Origin of the sequence: Bradyrhizobium sp. BLXBL-01, assembly GCF_051853025.1 — a bacterium.
GTDB lineage: Bacteria > Pseudomonadota > Alphaproteobacteria > Rhizobiales > Xanthobacteraceae > Bradyrhizobium.
This window is the reverse complement of sequence record NZ_CP182471.1, coordinates 2,929,720-2,953,112: the sequence shown is the minus strand read 5'-3', so window position 1 is coordinate 2,953,112 and position 23,393 is coordinate 2,929,720. Positions and strand designations below refer to the sequence as shown.

Here is a 23,393-nt window from a genome sequence, read left to right as displayed (position 1 = left end):
GATTTTGCTGAACCCGCCTACTGTGCATGGGGTTGTTTTCGCGGTTTTTGTGTCGCGGTATCAGGAGCTGTGCTCAGAGCAGCGGCCGATAGATCGCGCCGATCCGCGCCGCTTCGGCATCGAGGCTGAAAAGTTCGAGCACCCTCGCCCGCCCACGCTCGCCCATCGCGGTCGCCGCGGCCACATCGCGCATCAGCGGCTCGAGCGCCGCAGCAAGCGCGTCGGCATCACCCGTCGGGATCAGCACGCCGCTCACGCCGTCCTCTACCACAAGCTCGGCCGCGCCGGCGCGTGCGGCGACCAAGGCGCTGCCCGCCGCCATCGCCTCGATCAGCGTCAGCCCAAAGCCTTCGTTGCGTGAGGTGAAGGCGTAGATCGTCAGCCGCTGATACCAGCGCTGCACCGCTTCGATCGGCAGCTCGCCGGTGATGACGATGCGCGATTGCAGGTCGGCTGCCTCGATGCGCTTCTTCAGCTCGTTGGCAAAGGGCGTCTGCTCGGCCGTGACCTGGCCGACGATGACAGCGATGAAATCGGGATAGCGCGGCAGCAAGCGGCACATCGCATCGACGAACACGTCGGTGCCCTTCTGCGCGCGCACGCGGCCGAAACAGCCGATGGCGTAGCGGCCCGGCAGCGCGGCTTCGGCGAAGGCGGCAGTGCGATCGGCCGGCGGCGCATAGACATCGGTGTCGACGCCGTGCGGAATCACCGTCGCCTTCACCTTCAGGAACGAGGCCGAGAGATCCGATGTTGCGATGATCGCGTCCATGCGCCGGATCAGCCAGCGCGTGATCCAGCTGTGATGCCGCTGCGCTGCCGAGGTGAACACGAGCTTGAGCGGCCAGCCGAGCGCGCGCAGCACGACGCCGGCGATCATCTCGTTGTTGCGGCGTGCGTGCCAGATCAGCGGTGCCTTGCGGCGCCAGAGCTGGAGGAAATCGGCAACGTCGAGGCGCGCGATCCCTTCCGGCGCGTCGGAGCCGAACCAGGCGGCGCGGTACAGCTTTGCCAGCCGCGGCGCCACCATCCGGTTGGTCGCGGTGACGCCGGAATAGCGCCTGTGCAGATTTGGCACGATCACTTCGAGATCGCCCTGGGAATTCGCCACGTCATGCTCCGTTTCGCAAAGTCCCTATACGCAACATTAAGCATAGTGACCAGTTCAGGCGCGCCGATACCCCCTCTTCACCACGCAAGCGCTAGCTTGGCGCGTTGATCGAAGACGGGTGAGATCATGACTGTGCTAGTCACCGGCGGCGCCGGCTATATCGGAAGTCACACGGTCCTGGCGCTGGCGGAAGCCGGCGAGGATGTCGTCGTGATCGACGATCTCTCCACTGGCTTCTCGGCCTATCTGCCCGAAGGCGTGCCGCTGTTCATTGGGGACGCCGGCGACGAGAACCTGCTCGAAGGCGTGATCGCCCAGCACGACATCGAGAGCATCATCCATTTCGCCGGCTCCGTGGTCGTGCCGGATTCGATGCGCGATCCGCTCGGCTATTACCGCAACAATTTCACGACCGCGCGCAACCTGCTCAACGTCGCGGTCAAGCGCGGCATCGGCCGCTTCATCTTCTCCTCGACCGCTGCCGTCTACGGCAATCCGGACCAGGTGCCCGTGTCCGAGCACGCGCCGACGCGGCCGCTGTCGCCCTACGGCTCGTCGAAGCTGATGACCGAGATCATGCTGCACGACGTCGCCGCCGCCTACGGCATGCAATACGTAACCCTGCGCTATTTCAACGTCGCCGGCGCCGATCCGCAGGCGCGCATTGGCCTTGCCACCGTCGGCGCCACGCATCTGCTCAAGATCGCGGTGGAAGCCGCCACCGGCCAGCGCGCCAAGATCGACGTGTTCGGCACCGACTATCCGACCCCCGACGGCAGCTGCATCCGCGACTTCATCCACGTCACGGACCTGTCACAGGCGCATCGCTCGGCGCTCGCCTATCTGCGCAATGGCGGCGCCTCGACCACGCTCAATTGCGGATATGGCCGCGGCTATTCGGTGCTGGAGACCATCGATGCGGTGCGCCGGGTTTCGGGCCGCAGCTTCGCCGTGCAATACGCCCCGCGCCGGCCCGGCGACATCATGACCATGGTCGCCGACACCAGCCGCATCCGCAGCCTGCTCGACTGGCGGCCGCAATACGACGACCTCGAGACCATCGCAGCCCATGCGCTGGCCTGGGAGGACAAGCTGTTCCGCGAGCGCCACGGCGAGCTCCGCCACGCCGCCTCGGCCTAGAATCATCCCAAGCGCAAGCCCTTAATTGGGCTTGAAAAACCCGGCTTGAGCGGGCACAGAGGCCCATCGATCCCTGACGCGCGGGCAGGCTTTGTCCTGCGCCGTCAATGGACACCGGATGGCGCAGTTTCCAAAGAAAATCACCGACGATCCCTATGCGGCCATGGCCCTCGTGCGCCGGCTGATCACGGAACAGGGCATCGTCTACTGGCGGCGCTACCTCGTCGCCTTCGCTCTGATGGCCCTCGCCGCCGGTGCGACCGCTGCTGCGACCTACGTCCTCGGCCAGGTCATCAATCAGGCCTATGTCGACAAGAACATCCCGGGCATCGCGATGTTCTCTGGGATCACGGTCGCGCTGCTGTTCATCAAGGGCGTGGCGACCTACGGCCACATGGTGATCCTGACCAAGATCAGCAACGCGATCCTCGCCACCAACCAGCGCCAACTGTTCGCCAAGCTAATGCGCGAAAACGTCGGCTTTTTCTCCGAGCGGCACTCGTCCGAGTTCCTGGCGCGGCTGACCGCCGGCGCCAAGTCGATCACGGACGTGCTCAACATGCTGGTCAACGCCATCGGGCGCGACCTCTTGATGCTGCTCGCCATGATCGGCGTGATGGTCTGGCAGGACCCGCTGATGTCGTTCATCGGCCTCGTCGCGGTGCCACCGGCGATGCTGGTGCTGCGCAAGCTGGTCAAGCGCATCAAGGGCCTCGCCTTCAACCAGTTCACCGGCACTGCCGACATCATGGAGACCATGCAGGAATCGCTGCAGGGCATCCGCACCGTCAAGGCGTTCACGCTCGAAGAGATCATGCAGAGACGCATCGACGAGAACATCGCGGTCGTCGAGCGCAACGCCAACAAGATGGCCCGCGTCGCCAACCGCTCCAACCCGCTGATGGAGATGCTGGGCGGCTTCGCGGTCGCCGGCTGCCTGATGTACGGCGGCTACGCCGTGGTCGCGCTCAACGCCACGCCCGGCGCGTTCTTCTCGTTCATGACCGCGTTCCTGATGGCGACCGAGCCGGCCAAGCGGCTCGCCCGCCTCAACATCGATCTCAACAGCCAGCTGGTCGGCGCCCGCATGCTGCTCGAGGTCGTCGACAGCCCCGCGAGCGAGCAGTCCGACGATGACAAGCCGGCGCTGAAGCTGACAGATGCCCGCATCGAGCTGCGCGACGTCAGCTTCTCCTATCGCTTGGGCGAGACCGTGCTCAACCGCATGAGCTTCGTCGCCGAGCCCGGCAAGGTGACTGCGCTGGTCGGCCCCTCCGGCGGCGGCAAGTCGACCGTGCTGGGGCTGCTCCTGCGCTTCTACGAGGTGACGCAAGGCGACATCGTGATCGACGGCCAGTCGATCTCGTCGGTCTCACGCAAATCGCTGCGCGCCCAGACCGCCTATGTCGGCCAGGACGTCTACCTGTTCCGCGACACGATCCGCAACAACATCGCCTTCGGCAAGCCGGGCGCCAGCGAGAACGAGATCGTCGAGGCGGCGAAGGCAGCCTGCGCGCATGACTTCATCATGGGCTTCCCGCTCGGCTACGACACGCCGGTCGGCGAGCACGGCACCCAGCTCTCGGGCGGACAGCGCCAGCGCATTGCGGTCGCGCGCGCGCTGCTCAAGAACGCGCCGATCATCCTCTTGGACGAAGCCACCGCCGCGCTCGATTCCGAATCCGAGCGGCAGGTACAGGAGGCGATCGAGCATCTGTGCCAGAACCGCACCACCATCGTGATCGCGCACCGCCTGCACACCATCATGCACGCGGACAGCATCCTGGTGGTCGAAGGCGGCGAGATCGTCGAGCAGGGCCGGCATGATGAGCTGCTCCGCCGCGGCGGCCGTTACGCCTCGTTCTTCCGCCTGCAACATCACGACGCCGGCGCTCTGGCGCCGAGCAGCGCAACCGCATAGAGTTCGTTCCACCTCAAGACCAGCGAGACCGCACCTATGAACGCCGCCTCCTACGTCATCCCGCTTCCGCCCCAGGCTTCGCTTCCCGTCGTCGGCGAAAGCGGCCGTTATCCGGTTCGCCGCATCTGGTGCGTCGGCCGCAACTATCTCGAGCACATCCGCGAGATGGGCAATGACGAGCGCGCCCCGCCGTTCTTCTTCGCCAAGCACGCCGACATGCTGGTGCCGGACGGCGCCACCATTCCCTATCCGCCGCTGACCAAGGATCTGCATCACGAGGTCGAGCTCATCGTCGCGATGAAGAGCGGTGGGCTGAACATTGCCGCCGACAAGGCGCTGGACCACGTCTACGGCTACGCCGTCGGCATCGACCTCACCCGCCGCGACCTCCAGATCGCCTCGCGCAAGAAGGAGCGCCCGTGGGAGATCGGCAAGTCGTTCGACTATTCGGCGCCCTGCTCCGCGCTGCAGCCGGCCTCGAAGATCGGCCATCCCGCCAAGGGCAAGATCTGGCTGACGGTCAACGGCAAGGAAGCGCAGAAGGGCGACCTCACCGAGCTGATCTGGAACGTGCCTGAGATCATCTGGCAGCTCTCCCAGCAGGTGAAGCTCGCCGCCGGCGACATCATCATGACCGGCACGCCCGCCGGCGTGTCGCAGCTGCAGCCCGGCGACAAGCTCGAATGCGGTGTCGACGGCGTCGGCACGCTGAAGGTGAGCATCGGCCAGCCGGAGTAGGGCCTCGATATTGTAGGGTGGATTAGCGAAAGCGTAATCCACCACTACAGACGCACGACAACAAAGAACGTCAATTGTTGCTCGCGCCTATTGGTGGATTACGCTTCGCTAATCCACTACGGGAGCTACCAGGCCTTCACCGGCCGATTGGCATGGCTTACCTGCGGTACACCGCGATTGAGCGACATGTGCGAATGCACGCACAGCCAGCCATCGCCATTTTTCGAAAACACCATCGTCGCGCGGCCGGGGCGCGCAAACGTGCTGCCATCGGGATGATAGCCCGTGCTCGTCCACGGCGCGATCACGGTTGCCATCATGCCGTCCGGTGATATCAGAACGGACGTCTGATCGAGGACGAAGCGGAAGTCGGTCGTCTTCGGCCAGACGTTGTCCCATTGCGTCTTGACCCATTGATCGAGGCCGGGGATGACGTCGTTATGGGTACCGAAGGCGAGCACGTCGGGATGGAAGAGCGGCCGCGCCGAGGCGTAGTCGACCTCGCGGACATAGCCCGCGAAGGTCTCCAGCCACTCGCGGAAGAGCTGCATGATCTCTGCGTTCGCGGTCGGCAAGCAACTCATCGCGACGCGCCGATCACCTGATCGCCGACATCACGATGAGGCCGAGAATCAGCGCCGTCAGCGAGTATTTCAGCGTGTAGTAGACGTTGCGGTTCCACTCCTTCACCTTGCGGCTGGCGAGGTGGATCTCGTAGAGCTTGCCGAACACCTTGTTGAGCACGCCGACATTCTCACCGTCGACGTTCTGGGTCGCCGACGCCTTGACGATGTGATGGCTGACCCAGCGGTTGATCGCGGTCATGAAGCCGTACTTCATCGGGCGCTCGACGTCGCAGAACAGGATGATGCGGTTGACGTCGGTCGCATTCTCGGCGCTGTGGATGAAGGTCTCGTCGAACATGAAGGCTTCGCCGTCACGCCAGACGCATTCGACACCGTCGACGAGGATCCGGCACTTGTTCGAGTTCGGCGTGACCAGGCCGAGGTGATAGCGCAGCGAGCCCGCGAAGGGATCACGATGCGCCCCTAACTTGCCGCCTGGCGGCAGCATCGCGAACATGGCGCCATGCACGCTCGGGATCGATTTGAGCAGCTCCACCGTCTTCGGGCACAGCGTGTTGGCCGACGGCAGGAAGTCGTCGTACCATTTCAGGTAAAATCGCTTCCAGCCGCTCTTGAAGAACGAGTAGAAGCCCCAATCGTTGTTCTTCGCCGCCGCGCGGATGAAGCCTTCGTCGAACAGGCGCACGGCCTCGTCGCGGATGGTCTCCCAGTTATCGCTGAGGGGTTTGAGCTCCGGAAACTGATCGACCGAGATCACCGGCCTGTTCGGCACTGCCGAGCCGGCGTACATCAGCACGTTGTAGGGCGCGAGATAGGTCGAGTGGTCGCCGAGCTGGCGCGCGAAGCGCAGCCGCTGCTTGCCGCGGAAGTGAACGTAAATCGTCGAGGCGGCAAGCACGTACAAAATGACGAGCTGCGGCGCAAAAAGCTGTTTCAGCATTTCCCCAATCCCAAGTGATCCAGCCGGGGTGTCGTGTAGCCCGACCCCGCCTGAGCGGCAAGATATTCGCCGGTGGGTTGCAATCACGCCGGAGAGAGCAAGGGGAGGAATTAGGGTCAAACTGGCCGAAACGAGCCGAATCAGGCCCGCGACAGCGCCTGCAGGCCCTTGAAGGTCAGGCGCTTGGGGTCGGTGACGCCGGCGAGGTAGAGCCGGCGGATGAAGGCGATGACGGCGTCGCGGTCGCAATCGGTCAGCGCGACGACGGCGTCGACCGCTATTCTCTGGGCTTCCATTGGGCTCACCTCGGCCTTGCGAGTAACCCCGGCCGAGACAGGCTAGGACTCATCCGTTAAATCGGCGTTAACCGTTGTGGAAGCGTCGCCGATTCAGCCGCCCCGCCGTATACGCAAAACAACGCATTGCGCAGGCGTGAAGCGGCTCAGCGCGCCTTGATGCTCTGCTTCAGCAGCGCGAACTGCTTCTTCAGCCGGGGCACGGCGAAGTCGGTGAAGGCGCGCACCTTGGGCACCGAAAGCCGGCCCTGCGGACAGATCAGATGCGCAGGCATCTCCGGATCCTTGTCGCCGGCAAGCAGGATCTCGAGCTCGCCGCGCGCGACCTGCTCGGCCACCTGGTACGAATACATCCGCGCCACGCCGCGCCCGGCCACAGTGGAGGCCACTGCCGCATAGGTGCTGTTGACGACGAGCCGCGGGGTGAACTGCACGGTGCGCGGCGCCGACGAGCCCGCCTGCGGCGCAAAGGTCCAGGAATTCGGCAGATGCGCCATCGCGACGATCTGGTGCTTGGCGAGATCACCCAGCTCAGTGATGCGCGGATGCTGTTTCAGGTAACGGGGAGCGGCCACCACAACGCGACTGATCCCGCCGACCCGCATCGCCACCATCGCCGAGTCCGCCAGCGGACCGATGCGAAGCGCGATATCGACGCCTTGCTCGATCAGATTGACCGCACGGTCGAACAGCAGGAGTTTTGCCGACACGGTCGGATAGGCGTCGAGAAATGCGTCGAGGATCGGCCGCAGCACCATCTCTCCCGAGACCACCGGAGCGGTGATCGTGAGCAGACCACGCGGTGCCGTGCGCGGTCCGGCCGCGATGTCCTCGGCTTCCTCCAGCTCGGTGAGCACGCGGCGGCAGACCGCGACATAGCGCTCGCCCTCCTCGCTCAGCTTGATCGAGCGTGTCGTTCGGTGCAGCAGCTCGGCGCCGACCCGCTCTTCCAGAAAGGCGATGGCACGGCTGACGGCTGCCGGCGAGCGGCCGAGCTTGCGGCCCGCGGCAGCGAGGCTCCCCTCGTCCACCGCAAGGACGAACACCTTCATCGCGTCCAGACGATCCATGCGCTCGCCGCAGCCCCCTGAGATTTCGGCTGAAAGCTAGGCGTTTGCGTCGGCTGCGACAACCTCCGCAAGGATCGATCCGGCATTCGTTCGCGCTGCGAAAGAGTGTCTGCCGGGCAGCGGATATTCGCAAGTAAGCCGCCGCAGCGTACCTCAACGCCCAAGCCAGCCCGCCGCTGGCGCAGGTTTTCAAGCCAACAACAGGAGTCCGTCATGGGTATCGAGCAGAAGGTCGCCATCATCACCGGTGCATCGCAGGGTATCGGCGCCGCCCTGGTTCAGGGCTTTCGCGATCGCAACTACCGCGTCGTCGCAACGGCGCGCTCCGTCAAACCGTCGAGCGACGAAGACGTCCTCGCCATTGCCGGCGACATCGCCGACCGAGCCACCGCCGAGCGTGTGGTCTCGCAGGCCGTCGCCCGCTTCGGCCGCGTCGACACGCTGGTCAATAATGCCGGCATCTTCGTCGCCAAGCCGTTCACGCAGTACACGGCCGAAGACTATGCGGCCGTGATGGGCACCAACGTCGCCGGCTTCTTCCACATCACCCAGCTCGCCATCGCCGAGATGGAGAAGCAAGGGTCCGGCCATGTCGTCCAGATCACGACCACACTGGTCGATCAGGCCAATTCGAACGTGCCCTCGGTGCTGGCCTCGCTGAGCAAGGGCGGGCTGAACGCCGCGACCAAGTCGCTCGCGATCGAATACGCCAGGCGTGGCATTCGCGTGAACGCGGTGTCGCCCGGGATCATCAAGTCGCCGATGCACGCCGTCGCGACGCATGCGCAGTACGGCGCGATGCATCCCGTGGGCCACATGGGCGAGATGTCCGACATCGTCGATGCCGTGCTCTATCTCGAGGGCGCTTCCTTCGTCACCGGCGAGATCCTGCATGTCGACGGCGGCCAGAGCGCCGGCCACTGAGAGGAGGAGAACGACAATGCCCATCGTCACCATTCAAGTGACCCGCGAGGGAACGACGCCGGGTTCGGCGTCGCTCACGGCGGAGGAGAAGGCCGCACTGATCAAGGGCTCGAGCGAGCTGCTGCGCCACGTGCTCGGCAAGCCGCTCGAGTCCACCTTCGTCGTGATCGAGGAAGTCGACACCGACAATTGGGGCTGGGGCGGCCTGCCCGTGCAGGAATTCCGGCGCCGCCCCACCACCCAGACAGGATGATCCGAGCGCCGTCCGCGCAAGAGGATGACATGACCAGTGCAGATACGAAGCGACACGTCGAGGCCCGCGGCATCACGTGGCACTGGGCTTTGTCATGCTTTGAGCAAGCGACCTCAGCAACTCGGTTTGCCTCAGGACCAACTCACATTGCTTTCGCGCATGCGTGCCCGACAGCTCAACCAACTCCGCCAGCGTTCTTGCACGGCCTAGCTCCCGCGCATACTCCAAGGTCGCGCCCGCATTGATCTTCATCAGTTCGAGCACGACGGTGCGACACTCGGCTGCCGTTCCAATCGCGTCGATGAGATCGCTTTCCGCGACGACGGTTCCATTGGCCTCTGAACTCACACTGGCCAGCCGTGACTTTGCGAGGTCGTTGGCGTAGTCGAGCGTAGCGCTCATGCCGTCCAAGGCGCGGGCTTGATACTCCTTGGCCATGTCCACGATGAGATCAGTGGTGGTCCTGCTCGGAGGTTCAGGTCTTGCAACGATGACGCTGGCCGCCTCTTGTACCGAAACAGTCATCGGAGCAGGCGCTTCTTGCGCGATCAGCGGCGCTTCCTGGGGGAAGACGGCGACTGGGCCCGGCGGCATGGCCAAGCCCTCGTCGACCGCACGGCTCACTTCCGCCGCCAGTTCCAGCAGCGAGCGACGCCCGGTGCGTCCAACGTCAGCAGGCAGCTTTGAGCGCGCCTTTCCCATAATCGTCCGACTCCTCGGCCAAGTGCGCCGCGATCCAACCCCACAAACATACAATTTCGCCCGAAGCTTTGCCCGCAGGCGCGAACTCCGTCACGCCCAACCCTGCTCCGAGCGCATCCTGGTGATCGTTACGCTGCGCAATAAACGGGAGCGCAAGCATGCCGAGCGAGCTTAGCGATGTGGCAGCTTCGCTCAGCCGGCACCCCCGCGTCGGCGTCTGATTGAGGATGAAGGCAAATCGGCGGTTGAGCCTGCGAATGGCGATCAGTGTAGGAATTGCGGCTTCGATATCGGCCGGGCTTGGGCGCGCCGGGATGAGACAGAGATCCGCGCAGGCGATGACGCGCAGCGCCAGACTGTTGGTCGTGGCAGCTGTGTCGATGATGGCAAGCCAGACGCCTTCGGCCTTCAGGCGCGTGATCAACGGATCGATCTCGGCAGGATCCGTAACGCGCTCGACGCGGGGATAGGGATGATCGCGGCGCTCTTTCCATTTCGAGATCGTACCTTGCGCGTCCGCCTCAATGAGAGCGACGCGCTCAGCGCGCTGCATTGCTGCCACCGCCAGTCCAACGGACAGCGTACTCTTGCCGCTTCCGCCTTTTTGCGTGACCAGGGCAAGGACGTGCATGTCCCGCGCTCCCCTTAAGACGGCAACGACGCGGAACTCAGACGTTGTCGGAAATAAACTTCTTGCAGCGCAAAAATACTACCGCAAGTCGCGATTCGTCTCAAGCGAACGCGAGGCAATCCCGGCATCCTACTTAGCAAGTTCAGGAATACTGCATCACGCCGTCGTCGATCCGGCCGAAGCGCAAGGAGACGATGTCGAGCGCGTAGTTCTGGTGGAGGCGCCACGGCCGCTTCGAGCCCTGCTTCGGCATTTTGGCGATCGAGCGCTGCACGTAGCCTGAGGTGAAATCGAGCGAAGGCTGCGCGGTGATGGTGGAATCGTCATTGTGCGGCATGCACTGGCGGAAATTGTGCCGGTCCATGTAGTTGATGAGGCGGCAGACATACTCGCAGGTGAGGTCGCATTTCAGCGTCCAGGACGCGTTGGTGTAGCCGAAGGCGGAGGCCATGTTCGGCACATCGGCATACATCATGCCCTTGTAGGTCAGCGTGTTGGCAAAATCGACGGAGCGGCCGTCGACGCTGACCTCGAGGCCGCCGACGACCTGGAGCACAAGCCCGGTCGCCGTCACGATGATGTCGGCGGCGAGCTCGCGGCCGTCCTTCAGGCGGATGCCGTCATGCGTGAAGGTGTCGATCTCGCTGGTGACGACGCTGGCGCGCTGCTCGCGGATCGCCTTGAAGAGGTCGCCGTCGGGCACCAGGCACAGCCGCTGATCCCAGGGATTGTAGCGCGGCGTGAAATGGGTCGCGACGTCGTAGTCCGGGCCGAGCGCCATCTGCACGCCTTTGAGGATGAGGTCCTTCACCTTCGCCGGCCGGCGCCGGCTGAGCTGGAAGAAGAACATCCCCCACATCACGTTGCGCCAGCGGATCAGGTGATAGGCAAGCTGCGCCGGCAGATTGCGGCGCAGCTTGTTGGCCACGGGATCCTGCGCCGGCCGCGACACCACATAGGTCGGCGAACGCTGCAACATGGTGACCTGCGCCGCCTTCTTGGCGAGCTCCGGCACCAGCGTCACCGCTGTCGCGCCCGAGCCGATCACGACGACACACTTGCCCGCGTAGTCGATGTCCTCGGTCCATTTCTGCGGATGCACGATGCGGCCGGCGAAATCAGCGGCACCCTTGAACTCCGGCGTGTAGCCCGCCTCGTATTTGTAATAGCCCGAGCACAGAAACAAGAAATTGCAGGTGAAGCACACCAGCTCGGCCGCGCCCTCGCCCGTGATGCGCTCGGCCTCGACGGCCCAGCGCGCATCCGGCGTCGACCACGCCGCACGCTTGACGCGGTGGTGGAAGCGGATGTGCTTGTCGATGCCGTTCTCGCTGGCAGTCTCGCGCACATAGTTCAGGATCTGGGGCCCGTCGGCGATCGCCTTCGGATCGGTCCACGGCTTGAACGAATAGCCGAGCGTGAACATGTCGCTGTCCGAGCGGATGCCTGGATAGCGAAACAGGTCCCAGGTGCCGCCGATGCAGTCGCGTCCCTCGAGGATGACGTAGCTCTTGCCTGGACACTTGGTCTGCAGATGATAGCCGGCACCGATACCGGACAGGCCGGCACCGACGATCAGCACGTCGAAATGTTCTTTGGTTTCGGCCATGGCGTTTCTCCTGTCACAGGATGGCAGCGCCGCGCCAAATTGCAACCGTCAGGTCGCTGCAGCGACCACACACGCCGTATCGAAATACTCGTAGAACTCAACGGCTTTACCGTCCTTGAACCGCCAGTAATCGATCTTCGGCGTCTCGGCGGTCTTGCCCGTCTTCTTGTTGGTCCAGGCCGTCGAGCCGCGTGCGACGACTGCGTCTCCTTGCGCGATATACTCGTCGATCGTGTAGTGCTGCATGGTCCATTCGGAAAGCAGCCGGTCGAAGTATTCGCGCAATTCCTTGCTGTCGCGATACTGCTTGGCGAAATCGAGCGGCGCGACACCCCGCGGCACCGATGCAAAATTGACGTTCGGGGCGACGACGGCGTCAAACCAGTGATCGACGCTGCCCCCACGACTTTCATGCCAGAGCCGATACGCCTCTTTCAGGATGTGGACATTCGCGGCTTCATTGGACATCGCATTCCTCCATAATGCTTTCGGTATCTGACAATACGCGTACGGAAATGGCCGCCCGCTGCAAAAGTGGCAGGCTTGTTTTGGCTCTACCTGAAGGGTATCAGACAGCCGGATAATAAAAAAGGCCCCGGATTGCTCCGGGGCCCTTTATCGCAAATGCGTGCGATCTCAGTACCGGTAATGGTCCGACTTGTACGGACCTTCCTGCTTCACGCCGATATAGTCGGCCTGGTCCTTACGCAGCTCGGTGAGCTTGACGCCGATCTTGGCGAGATGCAGGCGCGCGACCTTCTCGTCGAGCGTCTTGGGCAGCACGTAGACCTTCTTCTCGTACTTGCCGTCCTTGTTGTTGGCGAACAGCTCGATCTGCGCCAGCGTCTGGTTGGTGAAGGACGCCGACATCACGAAGGACGGATGGCCCATCGCGTTGCCAAGGTTCACGAGGCGCCCCTCAGATAGCATGATGATGCGGTGCTTGTCGGGGAACTCGATCTCGTCGACCTGCGGCTTGATGTTGGTCCACTTCAGGTTACGCAGCGCTGCGATCTGGATCTCGTTGTCGAAGTGGCCGATGTTGCAGACGATGGCGCGATCCTTCATCGCGCGCATGTGCTCGATCGTGATGATGTCCTTGTTGCCGGTGGCGGTGACGAAGATGTCGGCTCGCGGCGCGGCGTCTTCCATGGTCACGACCTCGTAGCCTTCCATCGCGGCCTGTAGCGCGCAGATCGGATCGACTTCCGACACCATGACGCGGCAGCCGGCCTGGCGCAGCGAGGCGGCCGAGCCCTTGCCGACGTCGCCGAAGCCGGCGACCATCGCGACCTTGCCCGACAGCATCACGTCGGTGCCGCGGCGGATGCCGTCGACCAGCGATTCACGGCAGCCATAGAGGTTGTCGAACTTCGACTTGGTGACGCTGTCGTTGACGTTGATGGCCGGCCACAGCAGCGTGCCTGCCTTCTGCATGTCGTAGAGGCGATGCACGCCCGTCGTGGTCTCCTCGGACACGCCCTTGATGCTGTTGGCGATCCCGGCGAAGTAGCCCTTCGGCTTTTCCTTGAGCTGCTTCTTCAGAAGCGCGAAGAAGACTTCCTCTTCCTCGGAGCCGGGCTTGTCGAGGAAGGCGGTGTCGCCGTTCTCGGCGCGCAGACCGAGATGGACATACATGGTGGCGTCGCCGCCGTCGTCGAGGATCATGTTCGGATGACCGCCGCCGTGCCAGTCGAACAGCTTTGCGGTGTAGTCCCAGTAATCCTTCAGCGTCTCACCCTTGACGGCGAAGACGGGAATGCCGGCGGCGGCGATCGCAGCGGCAGCATGATCCTGCGTCGAATAGATGTTGCAGGAGACCCAGCGGATGTCGGCGCCGAGCGCGGCGAGCGTCTCGATCAACACGCCGGTCTGGATCGTCATGTGCAGCGAGCCGGCGATGCGCGCGCCCTTCAGCGGCTGCTTCGGGCCGTACTCCTCGCGGGTGGCCATCAGGCCGGGCATCTCGGTCTCGGCCAGCGAGAGCTCCTTGCGGCCGAACTCGGCGAGCGAAATGTCCTTGACGATGTAATCGGTGAAGCCGGGCTTCGCGTTCATGTCTGTTTCCTAATCAGTGAGGGCTGGCGTGTCAGTACCAAAGCAAGCTGAACGCTATGTGGCACCATTCTCCCTCTCCCCGTTCTTACGGGGAGAGGGCTGGGGTGAGGGGCTCTATCCAAGCACCGAGCTTGCGGAGAGTCCCCTCACCCGCCGCTTCGCGGCGACCTCTCCCCGCAAGCGGGGCGAGGTAAGGGCGCTAGAGCGCGCGCTTGAGCTGCTCGACGAGGTCGGTCTTCTCCCAGGAGAAGCCGCCCTCGTTATCGGGCGTGCGGCCGAAATGGCCGTAGGCCGAGGTGCGCGCGTAGATCGGGCGGTTGAGGTCGAGATGGCTGCGGATGCCGCGCGGGGTGAGGTCCATCGCCTTGGCGGCAGCCTTCTCGAGCTGGTCCTCCGACACCTTACCGGTGCCGTGGGTGTCGATGTAGATCGACAGCGGGCGCGCCACGCCGATGGCGTAGGCAAGCTGCAGCGTGCAGCGGTCGGCAAGACCGGCGGCAACGATGTTCTTGGCGACGTAGCGCGCGGCATAGGCCGCGGAGCGGTCGACCTTGGTCGGATCCTTGCCGGAGAACGCGCCGCCGCCATGCGGGGCCGCGCCGCCATAGGTGTCGACGATGATCTTGCGGCCGGTCAGGCCGGAATCGCCGTCGGGACCGCCGATGTAGAACTTGCCGGTCGGGTTGATGTGCCAGATCGTCTTCGGGGTGATCCAGTCCTTCGGCAGCGCCTCGCGCACATAGGGCTCGACGATCTCGCGGACCTGGTTCGAGGTGAGGTCCGGGACCAGATGCTGGTGCGAGACCACGATCTCGCGCACGCCGACCGGCTTGCCGTTCTCGTACTGCACGGTGACCTGGCTCTTGGAGTCCGGACCCAGCACCTTCTCCTTGCCGGAGTGACGGGCTTCGGAGATCAGGCGCAGGATCTTGTGGGCGTAGAAGATCGGCGCCGGCATCAGATCGGGCGTCTCGTTGGTGGCGTAGCCGAACATGATGCCCTGGTCGCCCGCGCCTTCTTCCTTGACCTCGCCCGGCTGCAGCGCGTCGACGCCCTGGGCAATGTCGGCCGACTGCGGATGCAGGAGGATCTCGATGTCGCAGGTCTTCCAGTGGAAGCCTTCTTGCTCGTAGCCGATGTCCTTGATCGCGCCGCGCACGACGCTCTCGATCTGCTCGTTGGTCACCGACTTCGGGCCGCGGGTCTCACCGGCGATCACCACCTTGTTGGTGGTCGCGAGCGTCTCGCAGGCGGCGCGGATCTGCCAGGGGTCGATGCCCGCCTTCGGCCCTTCACGGTAGAACAGGTCGACGATCTCATCGGAGATCCGGTCACAGACCTTGTCCGGATGGCCCTCGGACACGGACTCGCTGGTGAAGAGATAGGACGCGCGCATCAGTAACCCCTTGTTCCGCCGCTAGGCGGGCGTTTGCGATGTTTACTTTTGGTGATGTCAATCACGCCGACGCGAGATGACGTAGGATTCGTCGAGAAACCAGAGCCCATTGTACTTTCGCAGCACGTCCCTGGCGGCATCCAGAGTGCGGCCGTTTTGAGTCATTTCTGTCAATCGGTCGTCCTCAATCTGAGCGACATACACCGCCGCATTCCACGCTGCAAAGGCCGTCGAGGTCCCGATGGTGCCGGTGACCTCGTTGGGCAGCGCTTCCATATCATACCTGAAGATCGAACGGTTATCCGCGTATGCATTAAAATTTAAGTCGCGGCCCACCGATCCAAGTTCATACTTAACTGCACGCAGTAGCTCATGACGGCTGACCGAGAAAGGATTTTCTCCAGGCCAGATCGCCTGGATCATTTCCATGCCCGGATCCTGCCCATGGGAGTGGATTCCGATCAGCCTGCCGCCCGGCCGAAGCGCCCGTGCCAGCGGTGCAATGATCCGCTTGGCCCGGAAATTGACCGATGACAGGGCCCGGTAGGGCTGGGATGCGATGACGAGGTCGAAATTGGCCTCAGTCTGGCCCGGCCGCGGAATGGTCGAATCGAGCAGGAACCTGTGGTCCTCGCGATAGAGCACGAGGACGACCGGCCGCTCGTAGAGCGGCATGGCCGTGCGTGGGCTGATCGCAGCGCGCCAGTTCTGCTCCAGAAAAGGCCTCAGCTCCGCGATCTGCTGCTCGAACTCGCCCGACGAAGCGCCGCGGAGCGGCACCTCGTGCCAGACGGTGGCCGCCGCTGCAGCAGGCGAAGCCGGCGTCAGCCAAGGCGCCTCCGCATAGAACATGTTGGTGAACACGAACACCGACGCCGGATGCTCGAAAATGCGGTCCGGCACCTTCTCCAGCGTCAGGCGCAAATCCTCCAGGCTGAGCTCCTTGCCCGCGACGTAGAACGGCATGTGCGGAAAGCGCTGGTGCGTGGCGCGCAGCACCCGCGCCAGCACCGTGCCGTCGCCGACGCCGGCATCGAACAGGCGCAGCGCCGGCGGGCGCGGATGGATCGAGGCAAGCTCCAGCGCGACGCGGTCAGCGATCACCCGCTTTTCGCTGCAGGTGTGGACGAACAGCAGGTATTTCTGGCGGTTCTCGAAGAAGCGGAAATTGCCGCGCGGATCGCGCTTCTCGGGGGGCACCTGAAGTCCCCGCGGCGGCGGCACGCCGCCGGCCATCGATGCGGCCATATAGGCCTGGATCCGCTCCAGCGTGTCGATGGTAATGCGCTTTCCCTCGCGCAGGCGATGCACCAGCTTCCCATCGTTCACCGCGCGCCGGCCGAACGTCGATTCCGCCATGTCCGCCTTGCGGCAGAAGTCGGTGATCTGGCTCAGGATTTCGTCGTTCTTCATGAGTGGGAGGTCAGTGGGCAGGAAGGTTGGGAACAGCGTCTTAGCAAATTCTGCCCACTCAGGGAATAGCGGATGCGAGAGCCCGATGCTCACCGGGTGCGGTGAACCCCTGCACCTCGCCGGGCAACAAACAAGCGCTTCTCCTCTCGCATGAGACCACCACCATGCGCCGCCTCCTCGTCACGCTCAGCCTGCTCATCCTCGCGCACTGGTCCGTGCCGGCGGTGGCCCAGCCGCGCAACCAGCTCGGCCCGCTCTGCACCACCGAGACCACGCCGGCGGACAAGATGGTCGACGCCTGCACCAAGATCATCGCGCTGAAGGTCTTCAAGGGCGAGCAACTCGCCACCGTCCATTTCTGGCGCGCGGTGGGCTGGAACAAGAAGGGCGATTACGCCAAGGTCATCGCCGATGCGACGGAAGCGATCCGACTGAAGCCGAGCCAGGCGGCCTACAATCTGCGGGGATCGGCCTATTACGACAAAGGCGAGTACGAGATCGCGATCAGCGATTTCGACGATGCGCTGAAGCTCGGCCCGCCCAGCGGCACCATCTTCCACAATCGGGGCAACGCCTGGCGCGGCAAGCACGATTATGCCAAGGCGATCGCCGACTACGACATGGCGATCAAGGCCGATCCGAAATCGGCGTTCTCGTTCCAGAACCGCGGCATCTCCAAGGAAGCGCTCGGAGATCTCGACGGCGCGCTCGCCGACATCAACCAGGCGATCCGGCTCGATCCCTCGCTACCGCAGCCACTGATCAACCGCACCGCGATCTGGCGCGCCAAGGGCGATCTCGATCGCGCCATCGCCGACGGCAGCGAGGCGATCCGGCTCGCCAAGGAGAAGCCTCCGGTCAACATCATGACGCCGCCCAACAGCGTGCTGATCTCCGGCTACATCCATCGCGCGCTGGCCTATGAAGCCAAGGGCGACTACGCCCGTGCCGGCGAGGACTACAAGGCGACGCTGGCGATCGTGGCATCCGACGCCGGCAGCAAGGCCAACCAGGCCACCGCGAAGGTGCGCCTGTCGCTGCTGACGGAGCCGGCCGCGCCGATCCCGCGCGATGCGCCGTCCCCGACGACGCAGCCGTCGCCGTCCCCTGCTCCGCAGCAGACCGGCGCGGCACCGACACCATCGCCGGCCCCGGCCGGCCGCGGCACGCGCATGGCGCTGGTGATCGGCAACGGCGCCTATACCCACGTCAAGGCGCTGCCCAATCCACCCAACGATGCGCGGGCGGTCGCCAAGAGCCTGCGTGACATCGGCTTCAGCGTGTCGGAGGGCGTCGATCTCGATCGCGCCGCGATGCAGAAGATGACGCGCGACTTTCTTCGCGCGGCTGCCCGGGCGCAGGTGGCATTGGTCTATTATGCCGGCCATGGCGTGCAGGTCGACGGCCGCAACTATCTCATTCCGGTCGACGTCGCGCTCAAGCCGGGCGCGAGCCTGACGGAGGCGATGATCGACATGGACACGATCATGGCCGGCCTCGACGACCAGGTCCGCACCAACATCCTGATCTTCGATGCCTGCCGCAACAACCCGATGGCGCAGCAGGTCGCATCTGCCGGAAACAATCGCGGCATCGAGGGCGCCTCGGGCCTCGCCGCGCCGACGAGTCTCGGCACCGGCGCGACATTGGGGGCCGGCACGCTGATCGCATTCGCCACCGCGCCGGGCCAGGTGGCGCTCGACGGCGAAGGCGCCAACTCCCCGTTCTCCGCCGCCCTGTCGCGCCATATCGGCACGCCCGGGCTGGAGGTGCAGCAGATGCTCACGCGGGTGCGGGCCGAGGTGGTCTCGACCACGAAGAACAAGCAGGTGCCGTGGTCGAATTCGTCGCTGCTGGGTGAGGTCTATCTGGCGGAGAAGTGAGGGCGAGAATGCGACTGGTTTTGAACGCCGCGCTGTTCGCCCAACACTCAGCTGTCATCGCCCGGCTTGACCGGGCGATCCAGTACTCCGAGACAAGTGTGGGTTAGATCGATGGGCCGCGGCGTACTGGATTCCCCGCTTTCGCGGGGAATGACAGTGAGCAAGCGGAGACTTACTGTCCCCACACTTCCTTCGCGATCTCGACCGCGAGGCTGAGCTTGGCCCACTGCTCCTCCTCGGAGAGGATGTTGCCCTCTTCCGTCGAGGCAAAGCCGCATTGCGGCGACAGCGCGAGCTGCTCCAGCGGGGCGAACTTGGCGGCTTCTTCCAGACGGCGCTTGATGTCGTCCTTCTTCTCGAGCTCGCCGAACTTCGAAGTGATCACGCCGACCACGACGACCTTGTTGCCCTTGGGCAGGAAGCGCAGCGGCTCGAAGCCGCCGGCGCGATCGCTGTCGTATTCCAGGAAGTAGCCGTCGTAATTGGTGCCGGCGAGCATGGTCTCGGCAACAGGCTCATAGCCGCCCGAAGAAATCCAGGTCGAGCGGAAATTGCCGCGGCAAACATGCGTGGTCACAACCATGTCGGCCGGCTTCTCCGCCAGCGCATAGTTGATGATGCGGGCATAGATCTGCTGCAGGCCATCCGGGTTATCGCCGCGCTCGCGCGCCTTCTGCAATTCGTCCTGCGAGCAGAGATAGGCCCAGACGGTATCGTCGAACTGGAGATAGCGGCAGCCGGCGTCATAGAACGCCTTGACCGCCTTGCGGTAGGTCTTGCCGAGATCTTCGTAGAATGCATCGAGATCGGGATAGACGTCCTTGGAGATCGACTTGCGCCCGCCGCGGAAGTGCAGCACCGCCGGCGAAGGGATCGTCATCTTGGCGGTGACGTGGGCCTGGTCGGCGACCTTCTTCAGGAAGCGGAAGTGATCCAGCATCGGGTGGCTGTCGGGAAAGTCGAGCTTGCCGATGACGCGGACCGCATCGTGACGGGTCTGCACGCCCGTGAACTGGATGCCGGTGTCGGGGTGAAACAGCTCGCAGCCGGTGAGCTTGGCCAGGAAGTCGAAATGCCACCAGGAGCGGCGGAATTCGCCGTCGGTCGCGAGCTTCAGGCCGATCGAGGCCTGCTTGTGCACGACCTTCTCGATCTCCATGTCCTCGATCTTGCGCAGATCGTCGGCCGAGATCTCGCCCTTCTCCAGTCGGCTACGAGCTTCCTTGATCTTGGGCGGACGCAGGAGGCTGCCAACCTCGTCGGCGCGGAAGGGGGCTTTTGTTCGCTGCATGTGTCACTCCCTGGACATCTTAGTGGGCCCTCGCCCCGGCGACGCCGAGATGGCGCTCCAGGACAGAGGGGTCGGTCTTCAGCGCGGCGCTCGGAGCGTCGTGGACGATCGTTCCGCGCTCCAATATCACAACGCGGTCGGCGAGCCCCAGAATCTTTTGGGCATTCTGCTCGACGATGATCGAGCAAATACCTCCGGACCGGGTGATGGCCCCGATCGCCTTCAGCAGTTCCTCGACGATGATGGGGGCAAGGCCCTCGGTCGGCTCGTCCAGCAGCAGGACTTTCGGATTGAGGGTGAGTGCGCGGCCGATCGCCAGCATCTGCTGCTCGCCGCCGGAGAGCTGGTTGCCGAAATTGCTCCGCCGCTCCTTCAGACGCGGGAACATCTCGTAGACTTTCTCGACCGTCCAGGGACCGGGCTGCGCCACTGCAGTCATGTTCTCTTCCACCGTCAGCGAGCGGAAGATGTTGCGCTCCTGCGGCACCCAGCCGATGCCGGCGCGCGCCCGCTGGTCGGGCCGCATCGCCGTGACGTCGCTGCCGGCAAGCGCGATGGAGCCGGCGAAGCGGCGCGTGACGCCGACGATGGAGTTGATCAGCGTCGTCTTGCCTGTGCCGTTGCGCCCGAGCAGCGCCAGCACCTGTCCTTCGGCGAGGCGGAGCGTCATCTTCGGCAACACCACGGCCTCGCCGTAGCCGGCCCGCAGTGAATCGATCGCGAGCAGGTCAGACATTGACCGCCTCCTCGCCGAGATAGACGGCCTTCACCTGCGGATCGCGCGCGACTTGCTCGGGCGGGCCTTCGGTCAGCAGCGCGCCCGAGACCAGCACCGAGATGCGATCGGCAAACGAGAACACGAGGTCCATGTCGTGCTCGATCAGGAGCACGGTGACGTCCCGCGGCAGGCTGCCGACGACGGCGAGAATATCGTGGCGCTCGCTCTCGGGTACGCCGGCGGCGGGCTCGTCGAGCAGCAGCACGCGCGGCTTGGCCGCGATGGCGACCGCGATCTCGAGCAGACGCTGCTTGCCGTAGGGCAGCGTCACGGTCTCTTCGTTCATGACGTCGAGCAGGTGGAAGCGCGAGAGCAGATCGGCGATCTCGCCGTTGACGTCATTGCGCGTGCCCATCCGTCGCCACCAGTCGCCGCCATGGCCGAGACGCTCGGACACCGCGAGCCCGATGGTCTCGAGTGGGGTCAGGTCCGGGTAGAGCTGGTTGATCTGGAAGGTGCGTGACAGACCGCGCAGCACGCGCTTGTGCACGGGCAGATCGGTGATGTCCTGGCCTTCGAGCAGGATGCGGCCCGAGTTCGGCTTCAGCACGCCGGTGAGCTGGTTGATGACCGTGGTCTTGCCGGCACCGTTGGGGCCGATCAACGCGTGGCGGGCGCCCTGCTCGACCTTCAGCGACAGATCGCGGGTGACGCGCAGGCCGCCGAACTGCTTTTCGAGATTCTGGGTTTCCAGCGCGATGGTCATGAATCGCTCTCCGGCACGGCGACGATCGCCTTGCGGCCCGCAATCTGCCTGATGATCAGGTTCGGCACATACAGCACCCAGCGATGCAGGCGCTGGCGGCCGACCAGCACGATCACGACCAGCACGAGGCCGATCCAGAACTGCCAGTATTGCGGCGTGATGGTCGAGAACAATTCCTGGAGCATGCGGAAGATCACCGCGCCGATCAACCCGCCATAGAGATAGCCGGTGCCTCCGATGACCAGCACCAGCATCAGGTCCGCCGAGCGTTCGAAGGCGAACACGTCGAGCGAGGCGATCGCGGTCGTCTGGGTGAACAGCGCCCCCGCAATGCCGGCATAGAACGCGGCGAGCGTATAGATCGCGATCAGGCGACGGTTGACGGGAATGCCAATGGCGGCGGCCCGCAGGGGATTGTTCTTGATGGCGCGCAGCGACAGGCCGAACGGGGAATGCACGACGCGGCGCGCGAACAGGAACAGCACGAACAACACGGCGAGCGAATAGAAGAAGCCGGCCTTGCCGAACATGTCGAACGGAATTTCGCCGAAGATCGGCTGCATCTCGATGCCCTGCAGGCCATCGGTACCGCCGGTGATGTTGGAGAAGCGTTCGGCGAGCGCTTCCAGCAGCAGCGCGATGCCGAGCGTCACCATCAGGCGCGTCAGGTCGGCGCCGCGGATCACCAGAAAGCTGGTGGCGAAGCCGAGCACCATGGCGGCAAGGCCGGCGACGATCAGCGCCAACACGGGCTCCTTGACGATGCCGTGCAGCGCCAGCAGCCCCGCGGCATAGGCGCCGACGCCGAAGAACGCCGCATGGCCCAGCGAGACGATGCCGGCATAGCCGAGGATGAGATCGAGAGACATCGCGAACAGCGCGAGGCGCAGGATGTCGGTCATGATCAGATAGCGCGACGGAAATGCGAAACCGCAGGCCAGCACGATCAGCCAGAAGGCGATCTCGCCATAGTGCCAGCGCGCCTTGCGCTGGGCATGGTAGCCGACGTCGGAAGCAGCGCTCATCGGTGAACTCAACGCGCGGCCGTGCGGCCGAACAGGCCGTTCGGTCGCCAGATCAGGATCACGATCATCATGGTGTAGATCACGAAGGGGCCCATCTTCGGCACGTAATATTTGCCGGCGACGTCCCCGATACCGAGCAGCAGCGAGGCGAGGAACGGGCCTGTTATCGAGGACGAGCCGCCGACGGTGACCACGATCAGGAAGTAGATCATGAACTTCAGCGGGAAATACGGATCGAGGCCGAGGATCTCGGCGCTGAGCGCGCCGCCGAGGCCGGCGAGCCCGCAACCGAAGGCAAAGGTGAAGGCGAACACTTGCGGCACATTGATGCCGAGACCGCTCGCGGCGCGGGGATCATCGACCGCCGCGCGCAGGCGGCTGCCGAAGCGCGTCTTCGCCAGCACCATTTGAAGCGCGATGGTTAGCAGGCCGCAGATCACGATGATCATCAGCCGGTAGCGGCCGATCCCGACGCCGAACAGGTCGAACTGGCCCTGCAGCGCGGCGGGCAGATTGATGAAGACCCGCGAGGAGCCCTGGATGTAATCGACGGCCGCCACCGACATGAAGGTCAGGCCGATCGTGAACAGCACCTGGTCGAGATGGCTGCGGGTGTAGAGATGACGGTACAGCGTCCGTTCGAGCGCGATGCCGATTGCAGCCGAGGAGACGAAAGCGAGCGGCAAGGCGGCGAAGAACGGCCAGCCCATCCGGTTGACCAGCACCATGCAGATATAGCCCCCGGCCATCGCGAAGGCGCCGTGGGCGAGATTGACGAAGTTCATCAGGCCGAGCGTGACCGCGAGCCCGCAGGCGAGCACGAACAGCAGCATGCCGTAAGCGACGCCATCGAACAGGTTGGTGAGGATTGCGGTCATCAGCAGTCGTGGGTCATTTCAAGTGTGGCCAAGGGCGGTGCTG

At 64.3% G+C, this 23,393-nt stretch carries 23 protein-coding genes; 6 read left to right on the top strand and 17 right to left on the bottom strand.

The window, feature by feature from the left end; genetic code table 11:
• Positions 1-73: 73 nt before the first annotated feature.
• Positions 74-1,111, bottom strand: a complete 1,038-nt coding sequence (locus ACNJYA_RS13390) for a glycosyltransferase family 4 protein (protein ID WP_439366595.1) — start codon at positions 1,109-1,111, stop codon at positions 74-76.
• 126 nt (positions 1,112-1,237) lie between these two features.
• On the opposite strand from ACNJYA_RS13390, the gene galE reads away from it, so the two are divergent.
• The 3 genes from galE to ACNJYA_RS13375 all read left to right on the top strand — a co-directional run bounded on the left by galE (position 1,238) and on the right by ACNJYA_RS13375 (position 4,910).
• Entirely contained in the window at positions 1,238-2,251 is a 1,014-nt protein-coding gene (gene galE, locus ACNJYA_RS13385) for a UDP-glucose 4-epimerase GalE (RefSeq protein WP_172785305.1), read from the top strand.
• A gap of 118 nt (positions 2,252-2,369) precedes the next feature.
• Positions 2,370-4,172: an ABC transporter ATP-binding protein gene (locus ACNJYA_RS13380; protein WP_439403091.1), complete on the top strand. Its 1,803-nt coding sequence runs from the start codon at positions 2,370-2,372 to the stop codon at positions 4,170-4,172.
• Between the two features lie 36 nt (positions 4,173-4,208).
• A complete protein-coding gene (locus ACNJYA_RS13375) occupies positions 4,209-4,910 on the top strand; it encodes a fumarylacetoacetate hydrolase family protein (RefSeq protein WP_439403090.1) in 702 nt (233 codons plus the stop codon).
• A gap of 125 nt (positions 4,911-5,035) precedes the next feature.
• Here the strand turns inward: ACNJYA_RS13375 and ACNJYA_RS13370 are convergent, their stop codons facing one another.
• The 4 genes from ACNJYA_RS13370 to ACNJYA_RS13355 form a co-directional block, all read right to left on the bottom strand.
• Positions 5,036-5,494, bottom strand: a complete 459-nt coding sequence (locus tag ACNJYA_RS13370) for a YybH family protein (RefSeq protein ID WP_439403089.1) — start codon at positions 5,492-5,494, stop codon at positions 5,036-5,038.
• A 13-nt stretch (positions 5,495-5,507) separates the two neighbouring features.
• Positions 5,508-6,437 (bottom strand): aspartyl/asparaginyl beta-hydroxylase domain-containing protein, encoded by a 930-nt coding sequence (locus ACNJYA_RS13365; RefSeq protein ID WP_172785309.1) that lies wholly within the window; start codon positions 6,435-6,437, stop codon positions 5,508-5,510.
• 140 nt (positions 6,438-6,577) lie between these two features.
• The gene (locus ACNJYA_RS13360; RefSeq protein WP_007612486.1) at positions 6,578-6,733 is read right to left on the bottom strand and encodes a hypothetical protein; all 156 of its coding nucleotides are present in this window, start codon (positions 6,731-6,733) and stop codon (positions 6,578-6,580) included.
• A gap of 146 nt (positions 6,734-6,879) precedes the next feature.
• Positions 6,880-7,803: a LysR family transcriptional regulator gene (locus tag ACNJYA_RS13355; protein WP_439403088.1), complete on the bottom strand. Its 924-nt coding sequence runs from the start codon at positions 7,801-7,803 to the stop codon at positions 6,880-6,882.
• Between the two features lie 213 nt (positions 7,804-8,016).
• Here ACNJYA_RS13355 and ACNJYA_RS13350 point away from each other — a divergent pair, with 213 nt between their 5' ends.
• Positions 8,017-8,727 carry an SDR family NAD(P)-dependent oxidoreductase gene (locus ACNJYA_RS13350; RefSeq protein ID WP_172785312.1) on the top strand — a complete coding sequence of 237 codons (711 nt, stop codon included), beginning with the start codon at positions 8,017-8,019 and terminating at the stop codon, positions 8,725-8,727.
• A 16-nt stretch (positions 8,728-8,743) separates the two neighbouring features.
• Positions 8,744-8,980, top strand: coding sequence for a tautomerase family protein (locus tag ACNJYA_RS13345; RefSeq protein WP_439403087.1), 237 nt, complete (start codon positions 8,744-8,746; stop codon positions 8,978-8,980).
• Between the two features lie 72 nt (positions 8,981-9,052).
• On the opposite strand, the gene ACNJYA_RS13340 is transcribed toward ACNJYA_RS13345, so the two are convergent.
• The 7 genes from ACNJYA_RS13340 to ACNJYA_RS13310 form a co-directional block, all read right to left on the bottom strand.
• Entirely contained in the window at positions 9,053-9,682 is a 630-nt protein-coding gene (locus ACNJYA_RS13340; protein WP_439403086.1) for a phasin family protein, read from the bottom strand.
• Entirely contained in the window at positions 9,651-10,313 is a 663-nt protein-coding gene (locus ACNJYA_RS13335; protein ID WP_439403085.1) for a nucleotide-binding protein, read from the bottom strand. The genes ACNJYA_RS13340 and ACNJYA_RS13335 overlap by 32 nt, the downstream gene beginning before the upstream one ends.
• Before the next feature lie 142 nt (positions 10,314-10,455).
• Entirely contained in the window at positions 10,456-11,922 is a 1,467-nt protein-coding gene (locus tag ACNJYA_RS13330; protein ID WP_439403084.1) for a flavin-containing monooxygenase, read from the bottom strand.
• Between the two features lie 48 nt (positions 11,923-11,970).
• Complete coding sequence (locus ACNJYA_RS13325; protein ID WP_172785317.1) at positions 11,971-12,390, bottom strand: nuclear transport factor 2 family protein; 420 nt, start codon at positions 12,388-12,390, stop codon at positions 11,971-11,973.
• A gap of 168 nt (positions 12,391-12,558) precedes the next feature.
• Positions 12,559-13,980: an adenosylhomocysteinase gene (gene ahcY, locus ACNJYA_RS13320; protein WP_439403083.1), complete on the bottom strand. Its 1,422-nt coding sequence runs from the start codon at positions 13,978-13,980 to the stop codon at positions 12,559-12,561.
• Positions 13,981-14,179: 199 nt separating this feature from the next.
• A complete protein-coding gene (gene metK / locus ACNJYA_RS13315) occupies positions 14,180-15,376 on the bottom strand; it encodes a methionine adenosyltransferase (RefSeq protein WP_057749239.1) in 1,197 nt (398 codons plus the stop codon).
• Positions 15,377-15,433: 57 nt separating this feature from the next.
• Complete coding sequence (locus ACNJYA_RS13310; protein ID WP_057028724.1) at positions 15,434-16,789, bottom strand: hypothetical protein; 1,356 nt, start codon at positions 16,787-16,789, stop codon at positions 15,434-15,436.
• Positions 16,790-16,953: 164 nt separating this feature from the next.
• Here ACNJYA_RS13310 and ACNJYA_RS13305 point away from each other — a divergent pair, with 164 nt between their 5' ends.
• Positions 16,954-18,672, top strand: a complete 1,719-nt coding sequence (locus tag ACNJYA_RS13305) for a caspase family protein (protein WP_439403082.1) — start codon at positions 16,954-16,956, stop codon at positions 18,670-18,672.
• A 172-nt stretch (positions 18,673-18,844) separates the two neighbouring features.
• Here ACNJYA_RS13305 and ACNJYA_RS13300 read toward each other — a convergent pair whose 3' ends face one another.
• From ACNJYA_RS13300 to ACNJYA_RS13280, 5 genes are read right to left on the bottom strand one after another with little or no spacing between them, the layout of a single operon-like run.
• The gene (locus ACNJYA_RS13300) at positions 18,845-19,963 is read right to left on the bottom strand and encodes a cobalamin-independent methionine synthase II family protein (RefSeq protein ID WP_260379977.1); all 1,119 of its coding nucleotides are present in this window, start codon (positions 19,961-19,963) and stop codon (positions 18,845-18,847) included.
• Positions 19,964-19,982: 19 nt separating this feature from the next.
• A complete protein-coding gene (locus tag ACNJYA_RS13295) occupies positions 19,983-20,699 on the bottom strand; it encodes an ABC transporter ATP-binding protein (RefSeq protein WP_439403081.1) in 717 nt (238 codons plus the stop codon).
• A complete protein-coding gene (locus tag ACNJYA_RS13290; protein WP_439403080.1) occupies positions 20,692-21,447 on the bottom strand; it encodes an ABC transporter ATP-binding protein in 756 nt (251 codons plus the stop codon). Before ACNJYA_RS13290 ends, ACNJYA_RS13295 begins: the two co-directional genes overlap by 8 nt.
• The gene (locus ACNJYA_RS13285; RefSeq protein WP_439403079.1) at positions 21,444-22,472 is read right to left on the bottom strand and encodes a branched-chain amino acid ABC transporter permease; all 1,029 of its coding nucleotides are present in this window, start codon (positions 22,470-22,472) and stop codon (positions 21,444-21,446) included. The genes ACNJYA_RS13290 and ACNJYA_RS13285 overlap by 4 nt, the downstream gene beginning before the upstream one ends.
• Before the next feature lie 8 nt (positions 22,473-22,480).
• Positions 22,481-23,350, bottom strand: a complete 870-nt coding sequence (locus tag ACNJYA_RS13280; RefSeq protein ID WP_028137574.1) for a branched-chain amino acid ABC transporter permease — start codon at positions 23,348-23,350, stop codon at positions 22,481-22,483.
• Between the last annotated feature and the right edge of the window lie 43 nt (positions 23,351-23,393).

What these genes read in the sequence shown, in the direction of transcription:
- galE (WP_172785305.1), top strand. Translation starts at nt 1,238, where the DNA reads ATGACTGTGCTAGTCACCGGCGGCGCCGGCTATATCGGAAGTCACACG.
- ACNJYA_RS13380 (WP_439403091.1), top strand. Translation starts at nt 2,370, where the DNA reads ATGGCGCAGTTTCCAAAGAAAATCACCGACGATCCCTATGCGGCCATG.
- ACNJYA_RS13375 (WP_439403090.1), top strand. Translation starts at nt 4,209, where the DNA reads ATGAACGCCGCCTCCTACGTCATCCCGCTTCCGCCCCAGGCTTCGCTT.
- ACNJYA_RS13370 (WP_439403089.1), bottom strand. Translation starts at nt 5,494, where the DNA reads ATGAGTTGCTTGCCGACCGCGAACGCAGAGATCATGCAGCTCTTCCGC.
- ACNJYA_RS13365 (WP_172785309.1), bottom strand. Translation starts at nt 6,437, where the DNA reads ATGCTGAAACAGCTTTTTGCGCCGCAGCTCGTCATTTTGTACGTGCTT.
- ACNJYA_RS13360 (WP_007612486.1), bottom strand. Translation starts at nt 6,733, where the DNA reads ATGGAAGCCCAGAGAATAGCGGTCGACGCCGTCGTCGCGCTGACCGAT.
- ACNJYA_RS13355 (WP_439403088.1), bottom strand. Translation starts at nt 7,803, where the DNA reads ATGGATCGTCTGGACGCGATGAAGGTGTTCGTCCTTGCGGTGGACGAG.
- ACNJYA_RS13350 (WP_172785312.1), top strand. Translation starts at nt 8,017, where the DNA reads ATGGGTATCGAGCAGAAGGTCGCCATCATCACCGGTGCATCGCAGGGT.
- ACNJYA_RS13345 (WP_439403087.1), top strand. Translation starts at nt 8,744, where the DNA reads ATGCCCATCGTCACCATTCAAGTGACCCGCGAGGGAACGACGCCGGGT.
- ACNJYA_RS13340 (WP_439403086.1), bottom strand. Translation starts at nt 9,682, where the DNA reads ATGGGAAAGGCGCGCTCAAAGCTGCCTGCTGACGTTGGACGCACCGGG.
- ACNJYA_RS13335 (WP_439403085.1), bottom strand. Translation starts at nt 10,313, where the DNA reads ATGCACGTCCTTGCCCTGGTCACGCAAAAAGGCGGAAGCGGCAAGAGT.
- ACNJYA_RS13330 (WP_439403084.1), bottom strand. Translation starts at nt 11,922, where the DNA reads ATGGCCGAAACCAAAGAACATTTCGACGTGCTGATCGTCGGTGCCGGC.
- ACNJYA_RS13325 (WP_172785317.1), bottom strand. Translation starts at nt 12,390, where the DNA reads ATGTCCAATGAAGCCGCGAATGTCCACATCCTGAAAGAGGCGTATCGG.
- ahcY (WP_439403083.1), bottom strand. Translation starts at nt 13,980, where the DNA reads ATGAACGCGAAGCCCGGCTTCACCGATTACATCGTCAAGGACATTTCG.
- metK (WP_057749239.1), bottom strand. Translation starts at nt 15,376, where the DNA reads ATGCGCGCGTCCTATCTCTTCACCAGCGAGTCCGTGTCCGAGGGCCAT.
- ACNJYA_RS13310 (WP_057028724.1), bottom strand. Translation starts at nt 16,789, where the DNA reads ATGAAGAACGACGAAATCCTGAGCCAGATCACCGACTTCTGCCGCAAG.
- ACNJYA_RS13305 (WP_439403082.1), top strand. Translation starts at nt 16,954, where the DNA reads ATGCGCCGCCTCCTCGTCACGCTCAGCCTGCTCATCCTCGCGCACTGG.
- ACNJYA_RS13300 (WP_260379977.1), bottom strand. Translation starts at nt 19,963, where the DNA reads ATGCAGCGAACAAAAGCCCCCTTCCGCGCCGACGAGGTTGGCAGCCTC.
- ACNJYA_RS13295 (WP_439403081.1), bottom strand. Translation starts at nt 20,699, where the DNA reads ATGTCTGACCTGCTCGCGATCGATTCACTGCGGGCCGGCTACGGCGAG.
- ACNJYA_RS13290 (WP_439403080.1), bottom strand. Translation starts at nt 21,447, where the DNA reads ATGACCATCGCGCTGGAAACCCAGAATCTCGAAAAGCAGTTCGGCGGC.
- ACNJYA_RS13285 (WP_439403079.1), bottom strand. Translation starts at nt 22,472, where the DNA reads ATGAGCGCTGCTTCCGACGTCGGCTACCATGCCCAGCGCAAGGCGCGC.
- ACNJYA_RS13280 (WP_028137574.1), bottom strand. Translation starts at nt 23,350, where the DNA reads ATGACCGCAATCCTCACCAACCTGTTCGATGGCGTCGCTTACGGCATG.